The 21,938-nt window shown below is 69.1% G+C and carries 21 protein-coding genes, 1 pseudogene and 1 riboswitch; of the genes and pseudogenes, 11 read left to right on the top strand and 11 right to left on the bottom strand.

The genetic code is table 11. From position 1 onward, the window contains the following. Nucleotides 1–14: 14 nt before the first annotated feature. Together HQ312_RS20150 and HQ312_RS20145 are read right to left on the bottom strand one after the other, a co-directional pair. Nucleotides 15–2,000, bottom strand: a complete 1,986-nt coding sequence (locus tag HQ312_RS20150) for a glycosyltransferase family 39 protein (RefSeq protein ID WP_374198319.1) — start codon at nt 1,998–2,000, stop codon at nt 15–17. Then, nucleotides 1,997–3,370 carry a bifunctional glycosyltransferase family 2/GtrA family protein gene (locus HQ312_RS20145; protein WP_222641064.1) on the bottom strand — a complete coding sequence of 458 codons (1,374 nt, stop codon included), beginning with the start codon at nt 3,368–3,370 and terminating at the stop codon, nt 1,997–1,999. The genes HQ312_RS20150 and HQ312_RS20145 overlap by 4 nt, the downstream gene beginning before the upstream one ends. 94 nt (nt 3,371–3,464) lie before the next feature. On the opposite strand from HQ312_RS20145, the gene HQ312_RS20140 reads away from it, so the two are divergent. Beyond that, nucleotides 3,465–3,893, top strand: coding sequence for an HIT family protein (locus tag HQ312_RS20140; RefSeq protein WP_027504327.1), 429 nt, complete (start codon nt 3,465–3,467; stop codon nt 3,891–3,893). Here the strand turns inward: HQ312_RS20140 and HQ312_RS20135 are convergent. Beyond that, complete coding sequence (locus HQ312_RS20135) at nt 3,853–4,752, bottom strand: LysR family transcriptional regulator ArgP (RefSeq protein WP_222641062.1); 900 nt, start codon at nt 4,750–4,752, stop codon at nt 3,853–3,855. The two genes, HQ312_RS20140 and HQ312_RS20135, sit on opposite strands and share 41 nt — an antisense overlap. A 76-nt stretch (nt 4,753–4,828) precedes the next feature. Between HQ312_RS20135 and HQ312_RS20130 the strand changes: the two are divergent. Further along, nucleotides 4,829–5,362, top strand: a pseudogene (locus tag HQ312_RS20130) (LysE/ArgO family amino acid transporter); the annotation flags it as partial. Here the strand turns inward: HQ312_RS20130 and HQ312_RS20125 are convergent. Then, nucleotides 5,252–6,892 carry a HAMP domain-containing sensor histidine kinase gene (locus HQ312_RS20125; protein ID WP_308123947.1) on the bottom strand — a complete coding sequence of 547 codons (1,641 nt, stop codon included), beginning with the start codon at nt 6,890–6,892 and terminating at the stop codon, nt 5,252–5,254. The pseudogene HQ312_RS20130 and the gene HQ312_RS20125 sit on opposite strands and share 111 nt — an antisense overlap. Then, entirely contained in the window at nt 6,889–7,605 is a 717-nt protein-coding gene (locus HQ312_RS20120) for a response regulator transcription factor (protein WP_261782509.1), read from the bottom strand. The genes HQ312_RS20125 and HQ312_RS20120 overlap by 4 nt, the downstream gene beginning before the upstream one ends. Nucleotides 7,606–7,725: 120 nt before the next feature. Further along, a riboswitch (guanidine-III (ykkC-III) riboswitch) is annotated at nt 7,726–7,787 on the top strand. A gap of 15 nt (nt 7,788–7,802) precedes the next feature. Between HQ312_RS20120 and HQ312_RS20115 the strand changes: the two genes are divergently transcribed. Both HQ312_RS20115 and HQ312_RS20110 read left to right on the top strand, forming a co-directional pair. After that, the gene (locus HQ312_RS20115) at nt 7,803–8,117 is read left to right on the top strand and encodes a multidrug efflux SMR transporter (RefSeq protein ID WP_027504331.1); all 315 of its coding nucleotides are present in this window, start codon (nt 7,803–7,805) and stop codon (nt 8,115–8,117) included. Between the two features lie 106 nt (nt 8,118–8,223). Further along, nucleotides 8,224–9,096 (top strand): hypothetical protein, encoded by an 873-nt coding sequence (locus HQ312_RS20110; protein ID WP_051612993.1) that lies wholly within the window; start codon nt 8,224–8,226, stop codon nt 9,094–9,096. Nucleotides 9,097–9,108: 12 nt separating this feature from the next. On the opposite strand, the gene HQ312_RS20105 is transcribed toward HQ312_RS20110, so the two are convergent. Further along, nucleotides 9,109–9,813 carry a dienelactone hydrolase family protein gene (locus tag HQ312_RS20105; RefSeq protein ID WP_222641056.1) on the bottom strand — a complete coding sequence of 235 codons (705 nt, stop codon included), beginning with the start codon at nt 9,811–9,813 and terminating at the stop codon, nt 9,109–9,111. Nucleotides 9,814–9,824: 11 nt separating this feature from the next. Beyond that, on the bottom strand, nt 9,825–10,910 hold the full coding sequence (gene ald, locus HQ312_RS20100; RefSeq protein ID WP_222641054.1) for an alanine dehydrogenase: 1,086 nt from the start codon (nt 10,908–10,910) through the stop codon (nt 9,825–9,827). Between the two features lie 104 nt (nt 10,911–11,014). Here ald and HQ312_RS20095 point away from each other — a divergent pair, with 104 nt between their 5' ends. Both HQ312_RS20095 and HQ312_RS20090 read left to right on the top strand, forming a co-directional pair. After that, nucleotides 11,015–11,545: an Lrp/AsnC family transcriptional regulator gene (locus HQ312_RS20095; RefSeq protein WP_027504334.1), complete on the top strand. Its 531-nt coding sequence runs from the start codon at nt 11,015–11,017 to the stop codon at nt 11,543–11,545. Between the two features lie 138 nt (nt 11,546–11,683). Further along, nucleotides 11,684–12,418, top strand: a complete 735-nt coding sequence (locus tag HQ312_RS20090; protein WP_051612994.1) for an anti-sigma factor — start codon at nt 11,684–11,686, stop codon at nt 12,416–12,418. 378 nt (nt 12,419–12,796) lie between these two features. On the opposite strand, the gene HQ312_RS20085 is transcribed toward HQ312_RS20090, so the two are convergent. Both HQ312_RS20085 and pruA read right to left on the bottom strand, forming a co-directional pair. Beyond that, nucleotides 12,797–13,810 (bottom strand): proline dehydrogenase family protein, encoded by a 1,014-nt coding sequence (locus HQ312_RS20085; RefSeq protein ID WP_222641052.1) that lies wholly within the window; start codon nt 13,808–13,810, stop codon nt 12,797–12,799. A gap of 3 nt (nt 13,811–13,813) precedes the next feature. After that, nucleotides 13,814–15,451, bottom strand: coding sequence for an L-glutamate gamma-semialdehyde dehydrogenase (gene pruA / locus HQ312_RS20080; RefSeq protein ID WP_222641050.1), 1,638 nt, complete (start codon nt 15,449–15,451; stop codon nt 13,814–13,816). 140 nt (nt 15,452–15,591) lie between these two features. Between pruA and HQ312_RS20075 the strand changes: the two genes are divergently transcribed. Then, nucleotides 15,592–17,274, top strand: a complete 1,683-nt coding sequence (locus HQ312_RS20075; protein ID WP_222641048.1) for a CdaR family transcriptional regulator — start codon at nt 15,592–15,594, stop codon at nt 17,272–17,274. Here HQ312_RS20075 and HQ312_RS20070 read toward each other — a convergent pair. Beyond that, nucleotides 17,259–17,891, bottom strand: coding sequence for a DUF2461 domain-containing protein (locus HQ312_RS20070; protein WP_222627946.1), 633 nt, complete (start codon nt 17,889–17,891; stop codon nt 17,259–17,261). The two genes, HQ312_RS20075 and HQ312_RS20070, sit on opposite strands and share 16 nt — an antisense overlap. Before the next feature lie 64 nt (nt 17,892–17,955). Further along, nucleotides 17,956–19,092 carry an acyl-CoA dehydrogenase family protein gene (locus HQ312_RS20065; protein WP_222627948.1) on the bottom strand — a complete coding sequence of 379 codons (1,137 nt, stop codon included), beginning with the start codon at nt 19,090–19,092 and terminating at the stop codon, nt 17,956–17,958. Between the two features lie 106 nt (nt 19,093–19,198). Between HQ312_RS20065 and HQ312_RS20060 the strand changes: the two genes are divergently transcribed. The 4 genes from HQ312_RS20060 to HQ312_RS20045 all read left to right on the top strand — a co-directional run bounded on the left by HQ312_RS20060 (nt 19,199) and on the right by HQ312_RS20045 (nt 21,911). After that, on the top strand, nt 19,199–19,771 hold the full coding sequence (locus tag HQ312_RS20060) for a TetR/AcrR family transcriptional regulator (RefSeq protein WP_056447480.1): 573 nt from the start codon (nt 19,199–19,201) through the stop codon (nt 19,769–19,771). A 75-nt stretch (nt 19,772–19,846) separates the two neighbouring features. Next, the gene (locus tag HQ312_RS20055) at nt 19,847–20,323 is read left to right on the top strand and encodes a VOC family protein (RefSeq protein ID WP_222641046.1); all 477 of its coding nucleotides are present in this window, start codon (nt 19,847–19,849) and stop codon (nt 20,321–20,323) included. Nucleotides 20,324–20,366: 43 nt separating this feature from the next. Then, on the top strand, nt 20,367–21,044 hold the full coding sequence (locus HQ312_RS20050; RefSeq protein ID WP_051612995.1) for a hypothetical protein: 678 nt from the start codon (nt 20,367–20,369) through the stop codon (nt 21,042–21,044). A gap of 252 nt (nt 21,045–21,296) precedes the next feature. Then, complete coding sequence (locus HQ312_RS20045) at nt 21,297–21,911, top strand: MaoC family dehydratase N-terminal domain-containing protein (protein ID WP_051612996.1); 615 nt, start codon at nt 21,297–21,299, stop codon at nt 21,909–21,911. Nucleotides 21,912–21,938: the final 27 nt, after the last annotated feature.

The raw sequence follows: 21,938 nt of genomic DNA, 5'->3' as shown, positions 1-21,938 counted from the left end.
GCACCGGATCCGGGTCAGGCGGTGAGGTCGTACAGTGTCACGCCGTCCACGGTCTGGGCGGTGAAGGTCGCGGTGACCCACTCGCTGATCTCCGCCGAGGTACCGGACGCACCGCCTCCCATACCGCCGCCCGCGATGAACCAGTGGATCTCACCGTCAGCGACGTACTGCTGGAACTCGGCCAGCGTCGGGGAGGGATCGCTCCCGTTGAAGCCACCGATCGGCATCACCGGGTCCTCGGTCGCCAACTGGTAGCCCGACGCGGCATTGGACCCGATCGTCGCGGCGACCCAGGTGTACGAGTCCGAGTTCTCCTCGAGCAGGGCGACCATCTCGGCGCTCGGAGTACTGCCATCGAGCAACCCGCCCATGCCGCCGCCACCGTCCGCGCCACCCGGCATCTGCGCGGCGCCACCCGGGAGCTGACCGGGCGCACCCGTCGGCGCCTGTCCCCCGGCGGGCATCCGGCCGGCACCGCCGTCGCGCATGCCGCGCCCGCCGTCCATGCCGCCACGCCCGAAGCCGCCACCGGTGTTCGGCCCGGCCGTGACGATGGAGCCCTGATGCGGTGTCGCGATGGTGTTCGCGGCGTAGGCGGTCGGTCCTGCGAGTCCCGCGATCACCGCCGCCAGAACCGTGACCGCGGCGAGCCTGCCGCGAGTCAGCCGCGGAACGAGCAGCCCCACGACCGCGAGCACACCGACCAGCACGACGACGACCTTCAGCCACGGAACGAAGGATGCGCTGCGGGACAACAGGATCCAGGACGTCACCACGGTCGCGACCACCGTCGCGGCGAGAACGATGCGTGCGACGAGGCGCTCGCGGGCCCGCCAGAGCGCCACGCTGCCCATGCCCACCAGCGCCGCGACCGCCGGCGCCAGCGCCACGGTGTAGTACGAGTGGAAGATGCCGGCCATGAAGCTGAACGTCAGCCCGGTGACCAGGAGCCACAGTCCCCAGACGATCAGCGCAGCGCGCCGCTGGTCGGTACGAGGAGCCCTGCCGCGCAGCACGATCGCCGCGATTCCCAGAATCAGCGCAGCGGGAACGAGCCAGGCGATCTGACCGCCCTGCGAGGCGTCGAACATCCGCAGGATGCCCGTCTCCCCCCACATTCCGCCGCCACCACCGCCGCCGCCGGGCGTGACCGAACCGGTCTCCTCACCGTTGAGCCGACCGAGACCGTTGTATCCCAGCGTCAGTTCGAGGATCGAGTTGTGCTGCGACCCACCGATCCACGGCCGCGACGACGCCGGCCAGAGTTCCACGACGGCGATCCACCATCCGGCCGACACGATCATCGCGCCCAGCGCGGCACACAACTGCAGGATGCGCCGTCGCAGCGACACAGGCCCGGCTAGGAGGTACGTCAGCGCCAGAGGGGGAACCACCAGCATGACCTGCAGCTGCTTGGTCAGGAAGCCGAGTCCGACCATCGTGCCGACGACCACGAGCCACCGGGTGCGACCGGTCTCGACAGCCCGCATCATCGCCCACACCGCCGCGATCATGAGCAGCACCAGCAGCGCATCGGGGTTGTTGAAACGGAACATCAGTGCCGCCACGGGAGTCAGCGCGAGAACCAGTCCTGCGAGCAGTCCGGCGGCCGGTCCCCACTGTCGCCGTACGGTGCGCCACAGCAGCGTCACGGAGGCGACACCCAGCAGCACCTGAGGCACGAGGATCGCCCACGAGTTCAGCCCGAACACCCGGACGGACAGTTCCATGAGCCACAGCGACATCGGCGGCTTGTCGACGGTGATGGAGTTCGCGGCATCGGAGGAGCCGAAGAAGAACGCCTCCCAGGATTGCGAACCCGCCTGCACCGCAGCGGAGTAGAAGGAGTTGGCCCATCCGTTGCTGCTCAGGTTCACGAGGTAGGCGACAGCAGTTCCCAGGATCAGGGCCGCAGCGGCCCATGGTTCCCAACGAGTACGGACCGGGCGCGGAGCCCCGTCGTGCACGTGATCTTCCGGGGCGGTGAGGAGGGTGGTCACGAGGTGGACTCCATCTGACGAGTGCGGGCGGAGGATGCGGCCCGGAAGACCCAGCGCAGCGCGACGAAGCGCGTCACGGTGGCGACCAGGTTGGCGAGAACGAGAACGAGGAGCTCGACGTGCTTGGACGCACCCGGAGCCCACTCGTGCAGGGCGACGAGAGAACCGGCGGTGACGAGCCACCCGAAGGCGAACACCGCGAGACCCTGAAGATGATGCGCCGCAGCCCCGTCGGAGCCTCGGACCCCGAATGTGAAGGCTCTGTTGGCGGCGGTATTCAGCACTGCGGTGACGAGGAGCGCGACGAAGTTGGCGCCCTGCGCGCCGAGGATCGTGTGCAGGATCAGGTACAGCACCGCGTAGGCGACAGTGCTGGCGACGCCGACGAGCGCGAACCGCGCCAGTTGACCGATCATGCCGACGGGCACTCCCCTCAGTTCGGAGACCTCGGTGGTGGAGGCGGTGGACGACAGGGGTCCACGACCCAGGCTGAGACGCAGGTCCGCGATCGGGAGGGCGCCGGTCGCGAGCGCACGCCCGACGCGCCAGCAGCCCTTCAGATCGGCCAGTGCGGTGTCGACGATGTCCACGCTCGAGTCGGGATCGTCGACCCAGTCGACGGGCACCTCGTGAATGCGGAGACCGACCCGCTCCGCGAGGACGAGCAGTTCGGTGTCGAAGAACCACCCGGTGTCCTCGATCAGCGGAAGCAGTTCCCGGACGACCTCGGTGCGCGCGGCCTTGAACCCGCACTGAGCGTCGGAGAATCTGGTCCGCAGACCCGTGCGGAGGAGGACGTTGTAGGTGCGGGAGATGAACTCTCGCTTCGCCCCTCGCACCACCCGCGAGGACGAGGCGAGCCGGGACCCGATCGCGAGATCGGAATGGCCCGATGCCAGCGGAGCCAGGAGGGGCACGAGTGCACCGAGATCCGTCGACAGGTCGACGTCCATGTACGCGACGATGTCGGCCTCCGACTCCGTCCACACCGCCTTGAGCGCGCGGCCGCGACCCTTGTCGTCCAGATGTCGCACCGAGACACCGTCGAGCTCCCGGGCGAGGCGCTCGGCGATCGACCGTGTCGCGTCCGTGCTCGCGTTGTCGGCGACGGTGATCACCGTCGACCAGGGAACGTCGGCCCGCAGGAAGGCGTGCAGCCTGCGGACACAGGCTTCGAGCGCGGCCTCCTCGTTGTACACGGGCACCACGAGCTCGACGGTCACCGTCCGCGCCGCACCCCCACCCGGCCCCGGCTCCCGCCCGCGCCCGGGCCCACGGCCTTCCCGCCCGTCACCGGCCGGCCTCCGGCCTTCCCGCCCGTCACCGGCCGGCCTCCGGCCTTCCCGCTCCACCACTGAGTTGGTTGTCATGCACCGAACACTCGTGCGCCGCCCCGGGACCGACCCGGGGCGAACCCGGGAAGTACCCGGGAGCCGATGCGGAGCCGACGAATAGAGTCGGCCCATGGCATCCGTGTTCAGCGCAATCATCGCCGGCGACATCCCGGGCCGCTTCGTGTGGGAGGACGACGACGTCGTCGGGTTCCTCACCATCGCCCCGGTCACGCAGGGTCACACCCTGATCGTCCCGCGAGCCGAGATCGATCAGTGGCAGGACGTCGATCCGACGACCTTCGGATCGCTCACGTCGGTCGCTCAGACCGTCGGCAAGGCCGTCCGGTCGGCGTTCGACGCCCCTCGGGCGGGTCTGTTGATCGCCGGTCTCGAGGTGCCGCACCTGCATCTGCACGTGTTCCCGGCCTTCGACATGGCGGACTTCGACATCTCCGGCGCCGACACTTCCCCGTCGCCCGAGTCGCTGGACGAGGCGCAGGAGAAGATTACCGCAGCGCTCACGGCGCTCGGCCACGGGCAGCACGTCCCCCGTCGCTGATCGGTCGTCCGAGAACCGCCCGCGCGGCTCCGACGATCGCCGCGGCCACGGTGTCGAGCGCCGGCGACGACAGCGTCCACTGCTGCCAGTGGAGCGCCACGTCGATCACGGTGTCGTCGAGTTCGACGACGTCGAGTCCGCCGCGCTGCTGGTCCGGCAGCATGCCCCAGCCGAAGCCCAGATGCACGGCACGCGCGTACTCGGTGGACGACGGCACCAGGTGTCGCGGCGGCACCGACGCGGACACGCCGTGTCGCGAGAGGTAGCGATCCTGCAGCGCGTCCTTCTCGTCGAACACCACGACGTGGGCTCGGGCCAGGGCGTCCGGAGTGACGCCGTCGTCCAGGAATCGAGTCACGAACGACGGAGACGCGCAGGGGCGGTACCGCATCGAGCCGAGCCTGGTCGAGGTACAGCCGCGGACAGGTGTGTCCACGGACGTGATCGCCGCCGTCACCGTTCCACCGCGGAGGAGTTCGGCGGTGTGGTCCTGATCCTCTCGATGGATGTCGAGGATCACGGAGCCCGCCAGTGGCGCGAGCGCCGGCAACACCCACGTGGCCAGGGAATCCGAGTTGACGGCCAGCGACACCCGAGCGACGTCGTCCGCGGTGCGCAACTCCCGCACGGCGCCGTCGGTCAGAGTCTGGATCTGCCGGGCGAGCCGGAGCAGCACGACGCCGGACTCGGTCGGCATCACGGGCTTCGTGCGCGAGACGAGAACGGCACCGACCCGCAGTTCCAGCGCTTTGATGCGCTGACTCACCGCCGACGGTGTGATGTGCAGCGACCGCGCAGCCGCTTCGAACGTGCCGTCGTCGACGACGGCACGCAGAGCCTCGAGCTGGTCCGACTGCATGATGTGAAGCTACGCTCATCAGTCCTGAAAAACATGAGCTGGACTACATCGTCTGGTTCGACCTAGCGTTCCGGTCATGTCCTCCCTGTTCGTCGGCTTCGGTGTCGGCCTCTCCCTCATCGTCGCGATCGGCGCACAGAACGCCTTCGTTCTCCGTGAGGGCATAGCACGACAGCACGTGCTCGCCGTCGTCCTGGTGTGCGCTCTGTCCGACGCGGTCCTCATCCTCGCGGGAGTCTCGGGCATCGGCGTGGTCGTCGAGACCTACCCCACGGCTGTCACCGTCGTCACGGTCGCCGGCGCCGTCTTCCTCACCGTGTACGGACTCATGGCCTTCCGACGGGCACTGCGCCCGACGAGTCTGACCGTCGGCGGGAACGGAGCGAGTGTGTCGCTGCGGTCCGCGGTCCTCACCTGCCTGGCACTGACGTGGCTCAACCCGCACGTCTATCTCGACACCGTCGTCTTCCTCGGCTCCGTCGCCAATCGCGAGACCGGGTCAGCGCGCTGGTGGTTCGCCCTCGGCGCGACGCTGGGCAGCATCGTCTGGTTCACGGCCCTCGGATTCGGCGCGCGATTCATGACGCCGATCTTCGCCAGACCCGTCGCGTGGCGTGTGCTCGACGTCCTGATCGGTGTGGTCATGCTCCTCATCGCCGTCGTCCTGGTCGAGGGGCTCGTCTCCGGCTGACTCCACCCGTCCACCCGGACGCCGGCCCGCCAGGGGCAGCTCCACGCGGAACGTCGCACCCCGGCCGGGCGCGCTCGCCACCGAGACCCGACCGCTGTGGGCCGCGACCAGCGCGGACACGATCGACAGACCCAGACCACTCCCGCCGCTCTCTCTCGTGCGCGAACGATCTGCCCGATAGAACCGTTCGAAGACGCGCTCGGCATCGTCCTCGGTGAGTCCCGGCCCGGTGTCACGAACCTCCAGAACAGCTGTCTCACCGACGGTTCCGACCGCCACGGTGATCGACGCCGTCGGCGGGGTGTGCCGGAGCGCGTTGCCCACCAGGTTGCCGAGCACCTGGCGCAGACGCGCATCGTCCCCCAGCACCTCCGGCACGCCGCTGCCCTCGAGCACCTGCAGACTCACGGCTCGTTCCGGAGCCGTGGCGGCCGCATCGTGCACCGCGTCCGCTGCGATCACGAGGAGGTCCACGGGGCTCCGATCGAGCGGACGCTGGGCGTCCAGCCGCGCCAACATCAGCAGATCTTCGACGAGCAGACCCATCCGCGCCGACTCTCCCCCGATACGGGTCATCAGCAACTCGGTGTCGGTCATGGCCCCCTGCCGGTAGAGCTCGGCGAAGCCGCGGATCGTCGTCAGCGGGGTCCGGAGCTCGTGGGAGGCGTCGGCCACGAAACGGCGCATCCGGTCCTCCGACGCACGTGCCGCGTTCTCGGACTCGCGCGCGGCGTTCTCGGACGCCTCCGTCGCAGCGAAGGCGTGCTGGATCTGGGCGAGCATTCCGTTGAGTGCCGCGGACAGTCGCCCCACCTCGGTGCGTTCGTTCCGCTCGGGAACGCGTCGATGCAGATCCCCGGACGCGATGGCCGCGGCCGTCACCTCCACCTCCTGCAGCGGCCGCAGGCTCCGGCGTACCAGGAAGTACGCGGCGACACCCAGCACCGCCAGCACTCCGAGACCGATGGACAGTTGCAGAGTCACGAGCCTGGAGACGATGGCCTCGTTGCCCGCCAGTGGAATCGCGACCGTCGTCTGGCCGTCCCCGTTCGAGACGGTCACCGTGCGCCACGACTCGTCGGGATCGCCGACCGATCCGACAGTGGTCGGCGTGGCGGTCAGGACGCCGGTCAGATCCGGCTGATCGTCCCCGACATCGTTCACGGGAGTACGCACGGTGCCGTCCGCCGCCACCGAGCGGACGTAGAACGCCGTGGGCGGACGCTGTGGGTTCGCCTCCTCCGGGGGAGGTCCGAGGAACCGCTCCCCACGAGGCCTGGCCCAGCCGGACGCCGCCTCCATGAGCTGTTCGTCGACACGTTGGGTCAGCGTGTTCTGCAGTGCCGAGGTCACGGCCACACCCGAACCGACGAGACCGAGGGCGACGAGAAGTAGCAGCACCGACACCAGGGTGACGCGGAGCGGGACGGCGCGTAGGTGCCGCTTCACCGTCGCGGTTCCCGCAGGACGTAGCCGACGCCTCGCAGTGTGTGGATCAGCCGGGGTTCCGTCGTGTCGACCTTCCTGCGCAGGTACGACACGTAGGACTCCACGACACCGACCTCACCCCCGAAGTCGTAGTGCCACACGTGGTCCAGGATCCGGGGCTTGGACAGCACTGTCCCGGAATTGACCATGAGGTAGCGCAGGAGCGTGAACTCCGTCGGGGACAACGAGACGGGTTCGCCCGCCTTCCACACCTCGTGGGTGTCGTCGTCGAGCTCGATGTCGGCGAACGTCAGGCGTGACGGCTGCGCCTCCGGACCGCGCACCGACCGGCGCAGGATCACGCGCAGGCGCGCCACCACCTCCTCGAGGCTGAACGGCTTGGTGACGTAGTCGTCCGCACCCATGGTCAGACCGGTCACCTTGTCCTCCACCGAGTCCCGTGCCGTGAGGAACAGTGCGGGCGCGTCGATGCCGTCGGCGCGCAGTCGGCGGAGCAGCCCGAAGCCGTCCATGTCGGGCATCATCACGTCCAGGATCAACGCGTCCGGCCGGAAGGTCCGGGCGACGTCCAGAGCCGCGGGCCCACCCAGCGCCGTGCGGACCTCGAAACCCTGGAACTTCAGACTGACCGACAGCAGTTCGACGATGGTCGGCTCGTCGTCGACCACCAGTACCTTCGCCTCGGCGGTGGCCTGCGGTCGGGGAGTCGTCATGACGGAATTCTCGCTCACGAGTGCCATGGTGTCCGGCGTTGCTGGTTCCTGCCCGGGGTGTCGCTGTGAGGTTCCTGTGAGCCCCGATCCGGCGTCGTGTCCGCTTTGCTACCGTGGAGGACAGACTGCGACACAGACCCGGACGAGCGCACCGTACCCGGCCAGCGACAAGACGGTGCCAGGAGAGTCGACTACTCATGGCATGGATCATTCTGGTGTTGTCGGGCGTGTTCGAGGCCGTCTGGGCCACCGCACTCGGCAAGTCCGAGGGCTTCACGAAGCCCGTCGCCACCATCGTCTTCGGTACGGCGCTCGTCGTCAGCATGGGCGGTCTCGCCTTCGCCATGCGGACCATCCCGACCGGCACCGCCTACGCGGTGTGGGTGGGCATCGGCGCCTCGCTCACCGTCGTCTACGCGATGGTGTCCGGCACCGAGTCCGCGACGCCGATCCGCATCGCCCTCATCGCAGGGCTCGTCGGGTGCGTCATCGGACTCAAGCTCGCCCACTGACCGCGCCCCCGGCCGTCCCGCCGTCCCGTCCCGACCGGCCTCCGGCCGTCCCGCCGTCCCGTCCCGACCGGCCTCCGGCCTTCCCGCCGCGGGTTAGAGTGACCCCATGAACTGGGTGTCCGCGGTCACACTGCCGGTGCGTGTCGGATTGGCTGTCGCCGAGTCGGCGGTCGGGGTGGCCGAGTCGGCCGTCGCGACCACCCGGATGGCGCTGGCCGCAGGCGCTTCCGGGTCACTCGACGCCATCACCCTGGCCAATCCTCGGAGCGGCCCGCTGCAGCTTCTCGGACAGTTGGCCGAGCTCACCTCCGACGACCGCGCACTGGGTCACGCGCTGCGGCCCGGTGGCCCGCTGGACCGACTGCTCGAGCCCGGTGGCGCCGTCGACAGGTTGACGAGCAAGGGCGGCACCCTCGATCGACTGCTCGAGCCCGGCGGTCCTCTCGAACGCATCCTGGCGGACGACGGCCCCCTCACCCGAGTCCTCGCGGAGGACGGTGCGCTGGATCGCCTCCTCGCCGAGGGCGGTCTGCTCGATCGACTCACGGCCGTCGACGGACCCATCGAGCGCCTCACCGCGAAGGACGGCCCTGTCGAACTCCTGACCAAGGAGGGCGGCGTGATCGAGGCGCTGACCCGTGAGAACGGGGTCATCGACAACGCCCTCGCCAAGGGCGGGCTCGTCGAGACGCTGCTCGGTGAGGAAGGCGCGATCCAGCGGCTGACGGCACGCAACGGTCCGCTGGATCAGCTCGTGACCGTCGCCGAGTCGCTGAGTTCGCTGGCGCCCAACCTCGAGCGCATGAGCGTCAGCGTGGAGATTCTGCAGGACACCGTGGACGTCCTCGCCGCTGCGGTGAACCCGCTCGGCGAGCTGGTGGGCAAGCTGCCGAGCCGCTGGGTCAAGAGTCGCGGCGCGGTCGAGCCCAAGACGGGCGAGGTGCGCGGGGCGCTGCAGGGTCCGGCCGTCGGCCGCTGAGCCTCGTCGGCGTCAGCGCGACCGGACGTGCTCGCCGAAGAAGGTGAAGACCCGAGCGAAGGCGTCCTCGGCCTGCTCGTGCTGATAGCCGAATCCGGTGACGCGCATGACCAGTGCACCCGGACCCGATCCGAAGTCGTTCGCGAAACTGTGGCCGGCACCGGGATAGGCCACGACGTCGTGGGCAACGCCCTTGTCCTGCAAGACCTTCTCGAGCTTCGGGCCCGCGCCCGGCAGCATCGGATCGCGCTTGCCGAAACTCGCGACCATCGGGCACGTGCCCTCGAGGGCCGACTCGATGTGACGGGGCAGGATGCCGTAGAACGGCGCGCTCGCCTCGAACCCCCGGGGCGCCAGCGCCAGAGCGAAACCTCCACCCATGCAGAACCCGACGATGCCCACCGCGCCGGTGGTGTCGGCGCGCGCGGTGAGGGTGTCGCGGCACGCCAGCAGGTCGTCCACCGCCCGGCCCGAGCGCGCGAGAAGCGACCGGAACACTCCTGTCACACACTTGGCGCGACCACCGCGGGCGTAGAGATCCGGCACCAACGCGACGTAGCCCTGGTCGGCGAAGCGCCGGGCGATGGACCTGATGTCGTCGGTCATGCCGAACACGTCGTGCACGATCACGACGGCGGGCCAGGGCCCCTCCCCTGAGGGGATCTCGAGTGTCGCCTCGATGCGATCTGTTCCGGTGTCGACCTCGATGACAGTCATACCGGCCGACTCTAGCGACCCAGCGCCGTTCTCACGGTGTCCGACAGCAGGTTGCCGGCGTGCACGCTGAGACCGTCTGCGAGCCCGGGAACGGTGGCGCACGCCTGCTCCCAGCCCTCGTCGGCGAGAGCGAGAACGAACGGGAGCGTCGCGTTGGTCAGCGCCTGCGTCGACGTGCGGGGAACCGAGCCCGGCATGTTGGCCACGCAGTAGAAGATCGAATCGTGCACCGGGAAGGTGGGATCGTCGTGCGTGGTGGGACGCGAGTCCTCGAAACACCCGCCCTGATCGATGGCGATGTCGACGAGCACGGACCCCGCCTTCATCCGTGCGACCAGTGCGTTGGACACCACCGTCGGGGCCTTGGCACCCGGGACGAGGACCGCCCCGATGACGAGGTCGGCGGCCACGACGGCCTGCTCGAGCTCCCACCTGTTCGACACCACGGTCTTGACCTGGCCGCGGTACTGCGCGTCGATGGTTCGCAGCTTGGCGATGTCGAGGTCGAACACCGTCACGTCCGCACCGAGCCCGTGTGCCATCGCCACGGCGTTGGATCCCGACACCCCACCGCCGATCACCACCACCTTGGCCGGACTCACTCCCGGAACGCCGCCCATCAGCACGCCGCGGCCGCCCGTCTGCGCCATCAGGTGATACGCCCCGGCCTGGGTCGCGAGCCGGCCGGCGACCTCGCTCATCGGTGCGAGCAACGGCAGACTGCCGCCCGCGCCGGTCACCGTCTCGTAGGCGATCGCCGTGGTGCCGGACGCGACGAGGGCATCGGTGCATGCGGCCGACGCGGCGAGATGGAGATAGGTGAACAGGACCTGGCCCGACCGCAGCCGGTGGTATTCGGCCTCGATCGGCTCCTTCACCTTGAGCAGCAACTCGGCCCGCGCCCACACCTCGTCGGCCGAGTTCGAGATCTCCGCGCCGGCAGCCTTGAAGTCGTTGTCCGAGAACGACGATCCCGCGCCCGCCTCGGTCTCGACGACGACGCGATGACCGTGCACGACCATGTCGTGCACTCCCGCCGGGCTCGCCGCCACCCGGTACTCGTGATTCTTCAGTTCCCGAGGTATGCCGATTCTCATGGTGCGCCCTTCGCCTCTACCGGATGACTCGTCATGTCCGATAATCGTGAACTTCGTTCGACCGAGCCGCAATCGAAGTGACGATAATTTCGTAGACTGGCTTCATGGACATCGAATCGTCGAACACAGGTCTGTCCGCCCCGGTGCGACCGAACAATCTTCGGGCGGCATCTCTGGACCGCATCGATCGCGTCATCCTGCGTGAACTGGCGAACGACGCCCGCATCCCCAACAACACCCTGGCCGCCCGCGCCGGGATCGCCCCGTCGACGTGTCTGGGACGCGTCCGTTCACTGGTCGAGCGCGGGGTCGTCCGCGGTTTCCACGCCGACATCGATCCGGCGGCACTGGGGCAGGGCCTGCAGGCCATGATCGCGGTGCGGCTGCTGGCGGGTGCCCGGCGCCACCTGGGCGAGTTCGCGGAGTCCTTCACGACGTTCCCCGAGGTGCTCGACGTCTACTTCATCGCCGGTGCCGACGACTACCTGATCCACGTCGCGATGACGGACTCTGCGCACCTGAGGGACTTCGTCGTCCAGAACCTCAGTGCTCATCCGTCGGTGGCCGCGACCGAGACCACACTGATCTTCGAGCACCTGCGGCCGCGACTGGTCGACGAGGGCGGACCGAGCTGACGCCCTCCGCCCATCCGGTGCGGCGAGCGCACCGAATACCCGGTGTATCAGCCAGGAGAGCACGGCCGTGGATGTGACGGGGGTACTTTTCGCCCACTCTTACTGACCCACCGACCACACGCATGGAGGCAGCCCGAGATGAGCGATCACGGTTCGCCCGAACGACCCGTGCAGCTGCCGGATCGGGACCTTCTCGAGCTCGCGTACCTGTGTGCCCTCGACGCCATGGCAGCCTCGGAGCAGTACGAGACCATGACTCGCCTCGACGACACGGACGCCCACACCAGGCGGAGGTTCGACGCGATCGTGCGTGACGTCCGCGAGACGATGGCCGTGACGTCGGACGCGACACGCACTCCCGCCCCCGCCGATCTCCGGGTCCGCATCCTGGGGGCCGTGGAGGACACGGCGCAGGTCGACCCCGACGGCGCGACAGTCCTCCCCCTTCGTCCCAGCCGCCGACGCGGATGGCGCATCGCCGCGATGGCGGCCGCCGCTGCGGTGGTCGTCGGTGTGGGCGGGGCGGTGGCCGTGCAGCAGAACGCGACTCCGTCGGCTCCCACCGCGACCGTCGCGGCACCGCTCGAATCCCCGGTGGCCGGAGGCGGCACCATGAGCGTGCAGTACACCCCCGGTGACGAGCGCGCCGTGCTCCGCATGACGGATGTCGCAGCGCCTCCCGCCGGATCGGTCTACCAGGTCTGGCTCATCGAGGGCTCGCCCGTGTCCGTCGGGACGATGGATGCCGACGACCTCTCCCAGCCTGCATCCGTGCCCGTCGACGGCGCCACCGCACTCTCGGTGACCGTGGAACCCGCGGGCGGATCACCGTTCCCCACCTCGGGCGCCGTGGCCCGCGTCGCGCTCGTCTGATTCCGTCCCGGATCGGATCCACTCGAAGTCGAACATGTGTTCGACACCCGTGTAGGGTGGGTGTCACTGCACCACCCGACGTCAGACCTTCCCTCGTGACGTGTGATTCCCGAGGAGACGTCCGTGATGAACCGTCGGCGCCGACTGCACCTGATGAACGGGGTCTGGCACGAGGAGGCACCGGCCACCTGCGGTAACGGTCATGTGCTGCAAGCGCGTTCGGTTCTCGTGGGAGCCAGGTCGTGCTCGTGCGGCATCGGTCACCATCGCACGCACCACTGCCGCACCTGCGGTGACACCGTCTTCACTCCCGCCCTCGGCGAGGGGTGCCGGGACGGGAGTTTCGACGGACGCGCGAATCGCGCGCGCGGCGAGGGGTCAGGAGCGGGTCAGCAGTGACCGGAGGAAGAACGTCAGGTTCGCCGGACGCTCCGCCAACCGCCGCATGAAGTATCCGTACCATTGCGTACCGAAGGGCACGTACACGCGGACGCGGTACCCCTCCGACACCAGGCGTGTCTGCTCACCGTCGCGGATGCCGTAGAGCATCTGGTACTCCATGTCGTCCGGTCCACGTCCCAGTTCGGCCGCGTCTCGTCGCGCCGCCTCGATCATGCGGGGATCGTGGGACGCCACCATGGGGTAGCCCTCCCCCTCCATGAGCACCCGCAGGCACCGCTCGTACGAGGCGTCCACGTCCGCCTTCTTCTGGAAGGCCACACTGGCCGGTTCGCGATATGCGCCCTTGCACAACCGGATTCGCGATCCGGGACCGGAGAGCTCGCGGCAGTCCTGTTCGGTGCGGTGCAGGTACGCCTGCAGGACGGTGCCGAGGGTCGGGAAGTCCTTGCGGAGCTCCCGCACGATCGCGAGAGTCGAGTCGGTGGTGGTGTGGTCCTCGGCGTCGACGGTGACCCACACTCCCGCGGCGTCCGCGGCGGCGCACACCTTGTGGGCGTTGGCGAGGGCCACGGCGTGGCCGTCGTCGGGGAGCGACTGTCCGAGCGCCGAGAGCTTCAGCGAGATCTCCAGCGGGAAGGCCGGAGGCCGGCCGGAGGTGGGCGGGAAGGCCGGAGGCCGGCCGGAAGTGGACGGGGAAGCCGGAGGCTGTGGGGTGTGGAGGCGTGAGTATGCCTGCAGTAGGGACAGATACGCGTCGACGGTCGCGGTGGCCTGCGCCGCGTCGGTGGTGTCCTCACCCAGGTGATCGACGCTGACGAAGCGGCCGGACCCGAGCAGGTCGGCGACGGCACCGACCACCTCCGGTTCGGTGCTCCCGGCGATGAAGCGTTCGACGAGCGACCTGGTCAGGACGGACCGCGCGACGACGCGTTCGAGGCGGCGCGATCGCCCGGCGGCGAGCAGGACGGGGCGGAGCGGGTTGGTGGCCATCGGTCAGTTTCCCTGGTGAGGGTAGGTGTGGTCCACGGCCGGCACGAAAGTCTCCTTGATGGTGCGCGCGGAGGCCCACCGGAGCAGGTTCTGCGGTGATCCGGCCTTGTCGTTGGTGCCCGACGCGCGAGCACCGCCGAACGGCTGCTGTCCGACGACGGCTCCGGTCGGCTTGTCGTTGACGTAGAAGTTGCCGGCGGCGAAGCGCAGGGCCTTGGTGGCCTGCGTGACGGCGGCGCGATCGTCGGCGATGATCGATCCGGTCAGGGCGTACTTCGACCCGCTGTCGACCATGGCGAGCGTGTTCTCGAACGCACCGGGCTTCGAGTCGTCGTAGACGTGCACGGCGAGGATCGGGCCGAAGTACTCGGTGTGGAACGCCTCGTCGCCCGCGTCGTCACCGAGCAGGATCGTCGGGTCCACGAAGTAGCCGACGGAATCGTCGCAGGTGCCGCCGGCGGCGATGGTGATGCCCGGGGTGGACTTCGCGCGCTCGAGTGCAGCCGCGTTGCGGTCGAAGGCCTTCCGGTCGATGACCGCCCCACCGAAGTTCGACAGATCGGTGACGTCGCCGTAACGCAGCGACGACGCGGTGTCGACGAGCTTGTCCCCCATCCTCTTCCACACCGACGACGGCACGAAGGCCCTCGACGCCGCGGAGCACTTCTGACCCTGGAAGTCGAAGGCACCGCGGATCAGCGCCGTGGTGAGCACGTCCGGGTCGGCGGAACTGTGGGCGACGACGAAGTCCTTGCCACCGGTCTCACCGACCAGTCGCGGGTAGGTGTCGTAGCCGGCGATGTTCTCGCCCACCTCGCGCCACAGCCGCTGGAACGTCGGTGTGGAGCCGGTGAAGTGGATGCCGGCGAGACGACGATCGGCGAGTGCGACCTCGGAGACGAGGGGTCCGTCACCGAGCACGAGGTTGATGACGCCGGGGGGCAGTCCGGCGGCCTCGAGAAGCTGCATCGTCAGGTACGCGGCGACGGCCTGGGTGGGCGACGGCTTCCACAGCACGGTGTTGCCCATGAGCGCCGGCGCCGTGGGGAGGTTTCCCGCGATGGCGGTGAAGTTGAACGGGGTGATGGCGTAGACGAAGCCCTCGAGGGGGCGGTATTCGACGCGGTTCCAGACGCCGGGCGCGGAGATCGGTTGTTCGGCCATGATCTGTCGGGCGAACGAGACGTTGAAGCGCCAGAAGTCGATCAGCTCGCAGGGTGCGTCGATCTCGGCCTGGTACGCGCTCTTCGACTGCCCCAGCATGGTGGCAGCCGCGATGGTCTCGCGCCACGGCCCGGCGAGGAGATCGGCGGCGCGGAGGAAGACTGCGGCGCGCTCGTCGAAGGGCAGCGATCGCCACGCAGGTGCGGCGGCGGTCGCCGCGTCGATGGCGTCGCGCACATCCTGGTGGGTGGCATTCGCGAACGATCCGATGACGGACGCGTGCCGGTGCGGTTGCACGACGTTCTCGCGTGGGCCCGTCGCGTCGCGGTGGTCTCCGCCGATGACCTGGGTGATCTCGGTGGGCGTGGCGGCGAGTCGATCCAGATGGTGCGTGAGCCGCGCTCGCTCGGCGCTGCCGGGTGCGTACGTGTGCACCGGCTCGTTCAGGGGGGTGGGTACTGCGGTGACGGCGTCCATGTCGGTCCTCGGTGTCGGGTCTTCGTGCCGGGTCGGTGGGTTCAGCCAAGCGGACGCGGCATCCTCGATATTCGGCCCAGCGTCCAAAGAAACACACCGACCCCTGTCCGATCGGATGAAGGACACCTAGAGTGCACGGCATGACCCGCACCTCCTCGACCCTCGACTCGATCGTGCGTGCGCTGCACTCCGCCTTCGTCGAGGTGCTCGTGGCACCGGCAGGGTCGGACGTGCCGATCGGGTCGGTGACGCTCGTCGACGCCGACGATCTGGCCGCCGAGCTCTACACGACCGCCGCCGCGGCGGACCTCTATCTGCTGGCGGGTGTGCGGGAAGCGGACGCCGTGGCGTGGTTCGACGACCTGGCGACGCGGAGCAGCGACCTTCGACCCACCGCGGTGATGTCGAAGATCGCCGCCTCGTCGACGCTGATGCAGCACGCGGCTCGCACGGCCGGCGTCGCTCTCGTCGCGGTGCACACGCAGACCCGCTGGGACCGCCTCCTGTCGATGGTGCGCGGCGTGCTCGACCATTCCTCGCCGTCGATCACCACACCTCCACCGTCGTCCGCGGAACCGTCCGAACTGGCGGGACTGGTGGGCGCGGACACCGATCTCTTCGGGCTGGCGCACACCGTCGCGGTGCTCACGCGCGGGATGGTGAGCATCGAGGACCAGCGGTCGCACGTGTTGGCGTACTCGGCGTCGGACGATCAGGCGGACGAGCTGCGGACCCTGTCCATTCTCGGACGAGAAGGCCCCGCGGAGTATCTCAGGCGACTCGAGCAGTGGGGTGTCTACGACGCGGTCCGCCGTTCCGACGAGGTCGTCGAGGTGCCGGCGCACTCCGATCTGGGTATCCGACGGCGACTGGTCGCCGGCATCAGAACGACTGCCACGCAGGATGGTTCGGGCACACCGCGACTGGTAGGCACGCTGTGGATCCAGGAAGGTCGTCGACCGCTCACCGACGATGCTCCGAGCGTGCTGCAGGGCGCGGCCGCGGTGGCGGCACGGTTGATCACGCGCATCCTCGAGGCACCCACGAACGAGGCGGTGCAGATCCAGCGACTGCTCGGCGCTCGTGGCGGTGGGGTCGACGTGCCCTCACTCGCCGCGGCGCTGTCCATCCCGACGGACGGGCCGGCGGCGGTGATCGGTCTCGCCGCGGTGGACGGCGCCGCGCCCGATGCCCCCTCGTCGGCCACGATGGCCGATCTGTCCGGCGCGATCCGACTGCACGCCAGTTCCTTTCACCGACTGTCCCTGGTCACCACTCTCGGCGACCGCATCTACGTCCTCGTCCCACGGACCCGCGCGGAGACCTCGGTGCCGTCGTGGACTCGCCGGTTGCTCGAGGGCATCGAGGGACGCACGGGGATCCGTTTGCGGGCCGCGGTGGCATCGCCGGTGGCCGCCCTGTCCGAGGTCGCCGCCGCTCGCCGCGAGGTCGATCGCGTCCTGGACGGGACCGCTGGAGCAGACGACAGGGTGACCACACTCGCCGATTCGCGGACGTCCGTGTTGCTCGGTGAGATCGTCGATCTGCTCCTCGCGCACCCCTCGCTGCACGATCCGCGCATGGCGGCGCTCGTCGAGTACGACGCACGCACGTCCTCGTCGCTACGCGAGAGCATCGCGACGTATCTGCGGCACCCGTCCGACGTGCGCCGGGCCGCGGCCGACCTGCACGTGCACCCGAACACGTTGCGCTATCGGGTCCGACGGGCCGAGGAGATCACCGGGACGGACCTGTCGGATCCCGCCGCGCGACTGCTGATGGAACTCCAGTTGGCCGTGCTGGCACGTCAGGCCAGTACCTGACGGCACCATTCGAGAAGTGGTGTGAGATCACGCCAGGCGCCACGGATGTGATCGGCGCACTCTGCTGTGTCGAGCCACGGCGGGCAGCCGAAGGACCGTCCTGCCGTCAGGGACTTGTGGCGCAGCAGATCGATGCGGGGATGATCCGCGTCGTAGCCGCGCGGCGAGGTCTTCAGCCGGTCACCGCCGCGGTCGTAGCCGCGGCTCTCGAGATCGGCCACGATTCGCGCGAGCTCCGACCCGCGGACCTCGTCGTCGACGACGGCGCGGAACTGGGCGATGGAGTCGGACGTGGACGCGTAGAACCCGCCGGCGACCATGAGGCCGGAGGCGTCGACCTGCACGTACCACCCCGTGGACGGGGCCACCTGCACGTAGGCACCCTGGTGCGTCTTGTACGGCACCTTGTCCTTGGAGAAGCGGACGTCGCGGTGCGGCCGGAAGAGCTTGGCCGTTCCGAACTCCTCGGCCAGTACCTCCGTGAGCGCGGTCATGGGCGCGCGGACCGATTCGTCGTAGACGTGCTTGTGTTCGGCCCACCAGGTCTTGCTGTTGTCGACCTCGAGATCCTCGTAGAAATCGAGGGCGGCCTCCGGGATTCCGGTGAACGAGCTCATAGCGGGAGGCTATCGCCCCGTGCGCCCTGTGCGTACCGCTGGATGCGCATAGTGCGCACGGGGGTCAGGCCAGCGACCGGCTGATCACCAGACGCTGGATCTGGTTGGTGCCCTCGAAGATCTGCGTGATCTTGGCGTCGCGCATGTACCGCTCGACCCGGAAATCTCGGGTGTACCCGTAGCCTCCGAACACCTGCACGCCGTCGGTCGTCACCTTCATCGCCGCGTCCGTCGCCACGAGCTTGGCCACGGAGGCCTGACGTGAGAACGGCAGTCCGGCATCCTTTCGGCGTGCCGCGTCGATGTACGTCGCTCGGGCCGAGTCCACGGCCGCTGCCATGTCGGCCAGCACGAACCCGAGCCCTTGATGATCGATGATCTTGCGGCCGAACGTCGTTCGCTCCTGCGCATAGGCCACGGCATCGTCGAGCGCGGCCTGGGCGATGCCGACGGCGACGGCGGCGATGCCCAGCCTCCCGGCGTCGAGGGCACTGAACGCGATGCCGAGCCCCTGCCCCTCCTCGCCGATGCGGCGATCTGCCGACAGCACCGCGCCGTCGTAGTGGGCGGCCGTCGTGGGTATCGCGTGCAGCCCCATCTTCTCCTCCGGAGCTCCGAAGGAGAGCCCCTCGAGGTCGGCGGGCACGAGGAAGCAGGAGATGCCCCGCGAGCCCTCGCCGGTGCGCGCGAAGAGCGTGTAGAAGTCCGCCTTGCCGCCGTGCGTGATCCAGGCCTTCGACCCGGTGACGGTGTACCCGTCCGGACCGGCCACGGCCTTGCAGGAGAGGGCGGCCGCGTCGCTGCCGGCCTGTGGCTCCGAGAGGCTGTAGGCGCCGATCGTGCGCCCACCGAGCATGTCCGGCAGCCAGCGCGACTTCTGGTCCTCCGACCCGAAGGACATCAGCGGGTGGCAGGAGAGCCCGTGCACGCTCACGGCGACGGCCACCGCGGCCCAGCGCGACGCCAGTTCCTCGAGCACCTGCAGATAGACCTCGTAGGACTGACCGCCGCCGCCCCACTCCTCCGGATACGGCAGGCTGAGCAGCCCCGCCTCGCCGAGCGTGGCGAAGACGCCGTCGGGATAGGTCTCGGCCTTCTCGTGTTCGTCGACGATGGGGTCGAGGACCTTGTCCGCGATGTCGCGGGTCAACTGGAGAAGGTCACGTGCGTCGTCGTTCGGCAGCAGTCGTTCGACAGCCATGGGTCCTCGTCTCGGTCGCGGATCGGATGAGGCGGCACCAGTACTGCAGCGGGCCCCTCAGTACTACGACAGTACTGCATGGCGTTCTGCAGTACTGTCGCTCACCATGACAGCAGCTCACGCGACGGCGCGGCGCGCGCAGCTCTTCGATTCCGTGGTGGCCCTGTTCCTGGCCGAAGGCTTCGCGCACCTCACTCTCGACGACATCGCCGCCCGCCTTCGGTGCTCGAAGAGCACGCTGTACACCCTCGCCGCGAGCAAGGACGACCTCGTCCGCTCCGCCGCGGTGCACTTCTTCACCTCGGCAGCGGTCCGCGTGGACGCGGCCTCCGACGCCGCGACGGGCACCCGCGAGCGCCTCGCGGCGTATCTGGGCGCGGTCGGTGAAGCACTCGCGCCGGCGTCGGAACGGTTCATGACCGACCTCGCCGACTTCGAGCCGTCGAGGCTCGTCTACGAACGCAACACCGCCATCGCGGCCGAGCGAGTCCGCGGCATCATCGACGACGGGGTCCGCGCCGGCGACGTGCGGGACGTCCACGCCGCGTTCGTCGCCGACGTCGCCGCGTCGGTGATGGTCTCGATCCAGAGCCGTGCCCTCGCCCGTCGCACGGGTCTGGACGACGCCGCCGCCTACCGGGAGCTGGCCACACTGCTGACTGCCGGCATCGCGCGATGACTTTCGCCGTCGGCCGGAGTCGACACGGCTGACGGGTCGAGTTCGCTCCGCCATCCGAAGACGAAGGACCTCACGATGCAGAAGATCACCCCCACACTGTGGTTCGACGACCGGGCCGAGGAGGCCGCGGAGTTCTACCTCTCGACGTTCGGCACGGGAGCGATACTGAACGTCAGCCGCTACGGGGACGGTGGACCCGGCGCCCCGGGCCGCGCGATGATGGTCGAGTTCGAACTCTTCGGTCAGCGATTCAACGCCCTGAACGGGGGGCCACAGTTCCCGTTCACCGAAGCGATCTCCATGGCTGTCAGCTGCGACGGGCAGGAAGAGGTCGACCGCTACTGGAACGCGCTCACGTCCGACGGTGGATCCGAGGGCCGGTGCGCCTGGTGCAAGGACAAGTTCGGGGTCTCCTGGCAGATCGTCCCGGTCCAGCTGATGCAGCTGATGAGCACCCCGGATCCGGCGGCGTCCCAGCGCGTCGTGCAGGCCATGCTGTCGATGTCGAAGATCGTGGTCGCCGACCTGCAGAAGGCCCACGACGGAGCCTGAGCGGCGACGTTTCCTCACGTCACACACCGGGCAATCCCCGAGCGTGAACGAGACGTCGATGCCCGTGCGCGCGCTCGCCCTGCCGTTCGGGCTGGGGTCGGCGCTGCGCCACGCCAAGCTGTTCCATCCCCACGGGAAGGTTCTGACGGGCACACTGCGCCGTACCGCCGAGGGCGACGCCGGACTGCCTGTGGGCACGTGCGAGGTGACGGTGCGCCTGTCCACCGCGCTCGGGCTGCCCCGACGGGTTCCCGACGTCGCGGGTCTCGCGTTGCGTCTCCCGCCGACCGACCGGGCCGACGGTGCCTGGGACATCCTCCTTGCCAGCGCCGGGCGGGAGGTCGTGACGCGGTGCGTTCCGCTCCCGGTGCTCGCGTTCGAGACGGCCTCCTTCTCGACGCTGATGCCGCTGCAGTTCGAGGGTGGTCAGTGGTGGGTCCGCGCGCGGGCCGTCGCCGCGCCGCCGCTGCCCACCCTGGACTCCATCGTCGACGCTGTACGTGCGAGGCCGCTGGTCTTCGAGTTCGAGCAGGCCGAGGGCACCGGGGCGTACGTCCCGCTGGCCGAACTGACGCTCGGCTCGGTCGACCAGTCCGGTGGCGACCTGTCGTTCGACCCGATCCGGCGCACTCCCGACAGTGTCCGGCCCGGTCCGGAATGGCTGCGGTCCCTCAGGGCGAGGGCCTACCTCGACAGTCGACGCGGCCGGTCCGACACCTGACCGGAATGCGACCGACTCAGGTTCCCTGACCGATCTCGCGCCCACACCCCACTCAGCGCGCCACACCCCTGTCGACACGCGGCACAGGGTGTGCCCCTCACGAAACCCGTGCACGCCGGCGGCGACCACGCACCCGCGCACCCGACCGACGGGGTTCGACTGCCGCATTTGTGGATATTCACACGCGAAGTAGGATTTGTTCACATACGCGTGTGCCGATGGGGGTGGGCGCGTCCCAGGGGAAGGCTCCACGTGACCAGCAATTCGGTGACCGACGACTCCGTGACAGGTGCTCACGAGACTCGCCCGCTCGTTCCGCACGAGCCCGATCACCGGTTCGAACGCAGCTCCCGCCTGGTCGGACACGCCTACGTCATCCCCGACTACTACGAGGTCGGCCGCGAGAAGATCCGCGAACTCTCCCGCGCCATCCAGAACGAACATCCGGCGCACCACAAGGAGGCCGCTGCGGCCGAGTTGGGATACGAGGGACTCGTCGCGCCCGCGACCTTCGTGAGCGTCGTCGGATCCATCGCCATCGACTATCTCTTCGCGCACATCCTCGTGGAGTACGAGATCACGGCAGTCATGCAGACCGATCAGAGCTTCGTTCTGCATCGCCCGGTCATGCAGGGAGATCAGCTGGTGTCCACTCTCCAGGTGCTGTCGATCCGCCAGTTCGCGGGCAACGACATCCTGGTGGTCCAGAACCATCTGACGTCGCACGGCGAGGACGTGTGCACCAGCACCACGACGTTCATCGCCCGGACCGATGCCGACGTGGACCCGCGAGCGGCGGCTCTCGTCGACGCCGTGCTCCCCGCCAGCGTGCCGCGGATGGGCCCCACCGCCCGCCCGACCGCCTGACCGCCTGCATTCCGACCGGCCCCCGGC

Origin of the sequence: Rhodococcus sp. BP-316 (genome assembly GCF_019836105.1) — a bacterium.
In the GTDB taxonomy this organism is placed as follows: Bacteria; Actinomycetota; Actinomycetes; order Mycobacteriales; family Mycobacteriaceae; genus Rhodococcoides.
Note: the sequence above shows the minus strand (reverse complement) of the source record. Positions and strands in the feature narration are given on the sequence as shown.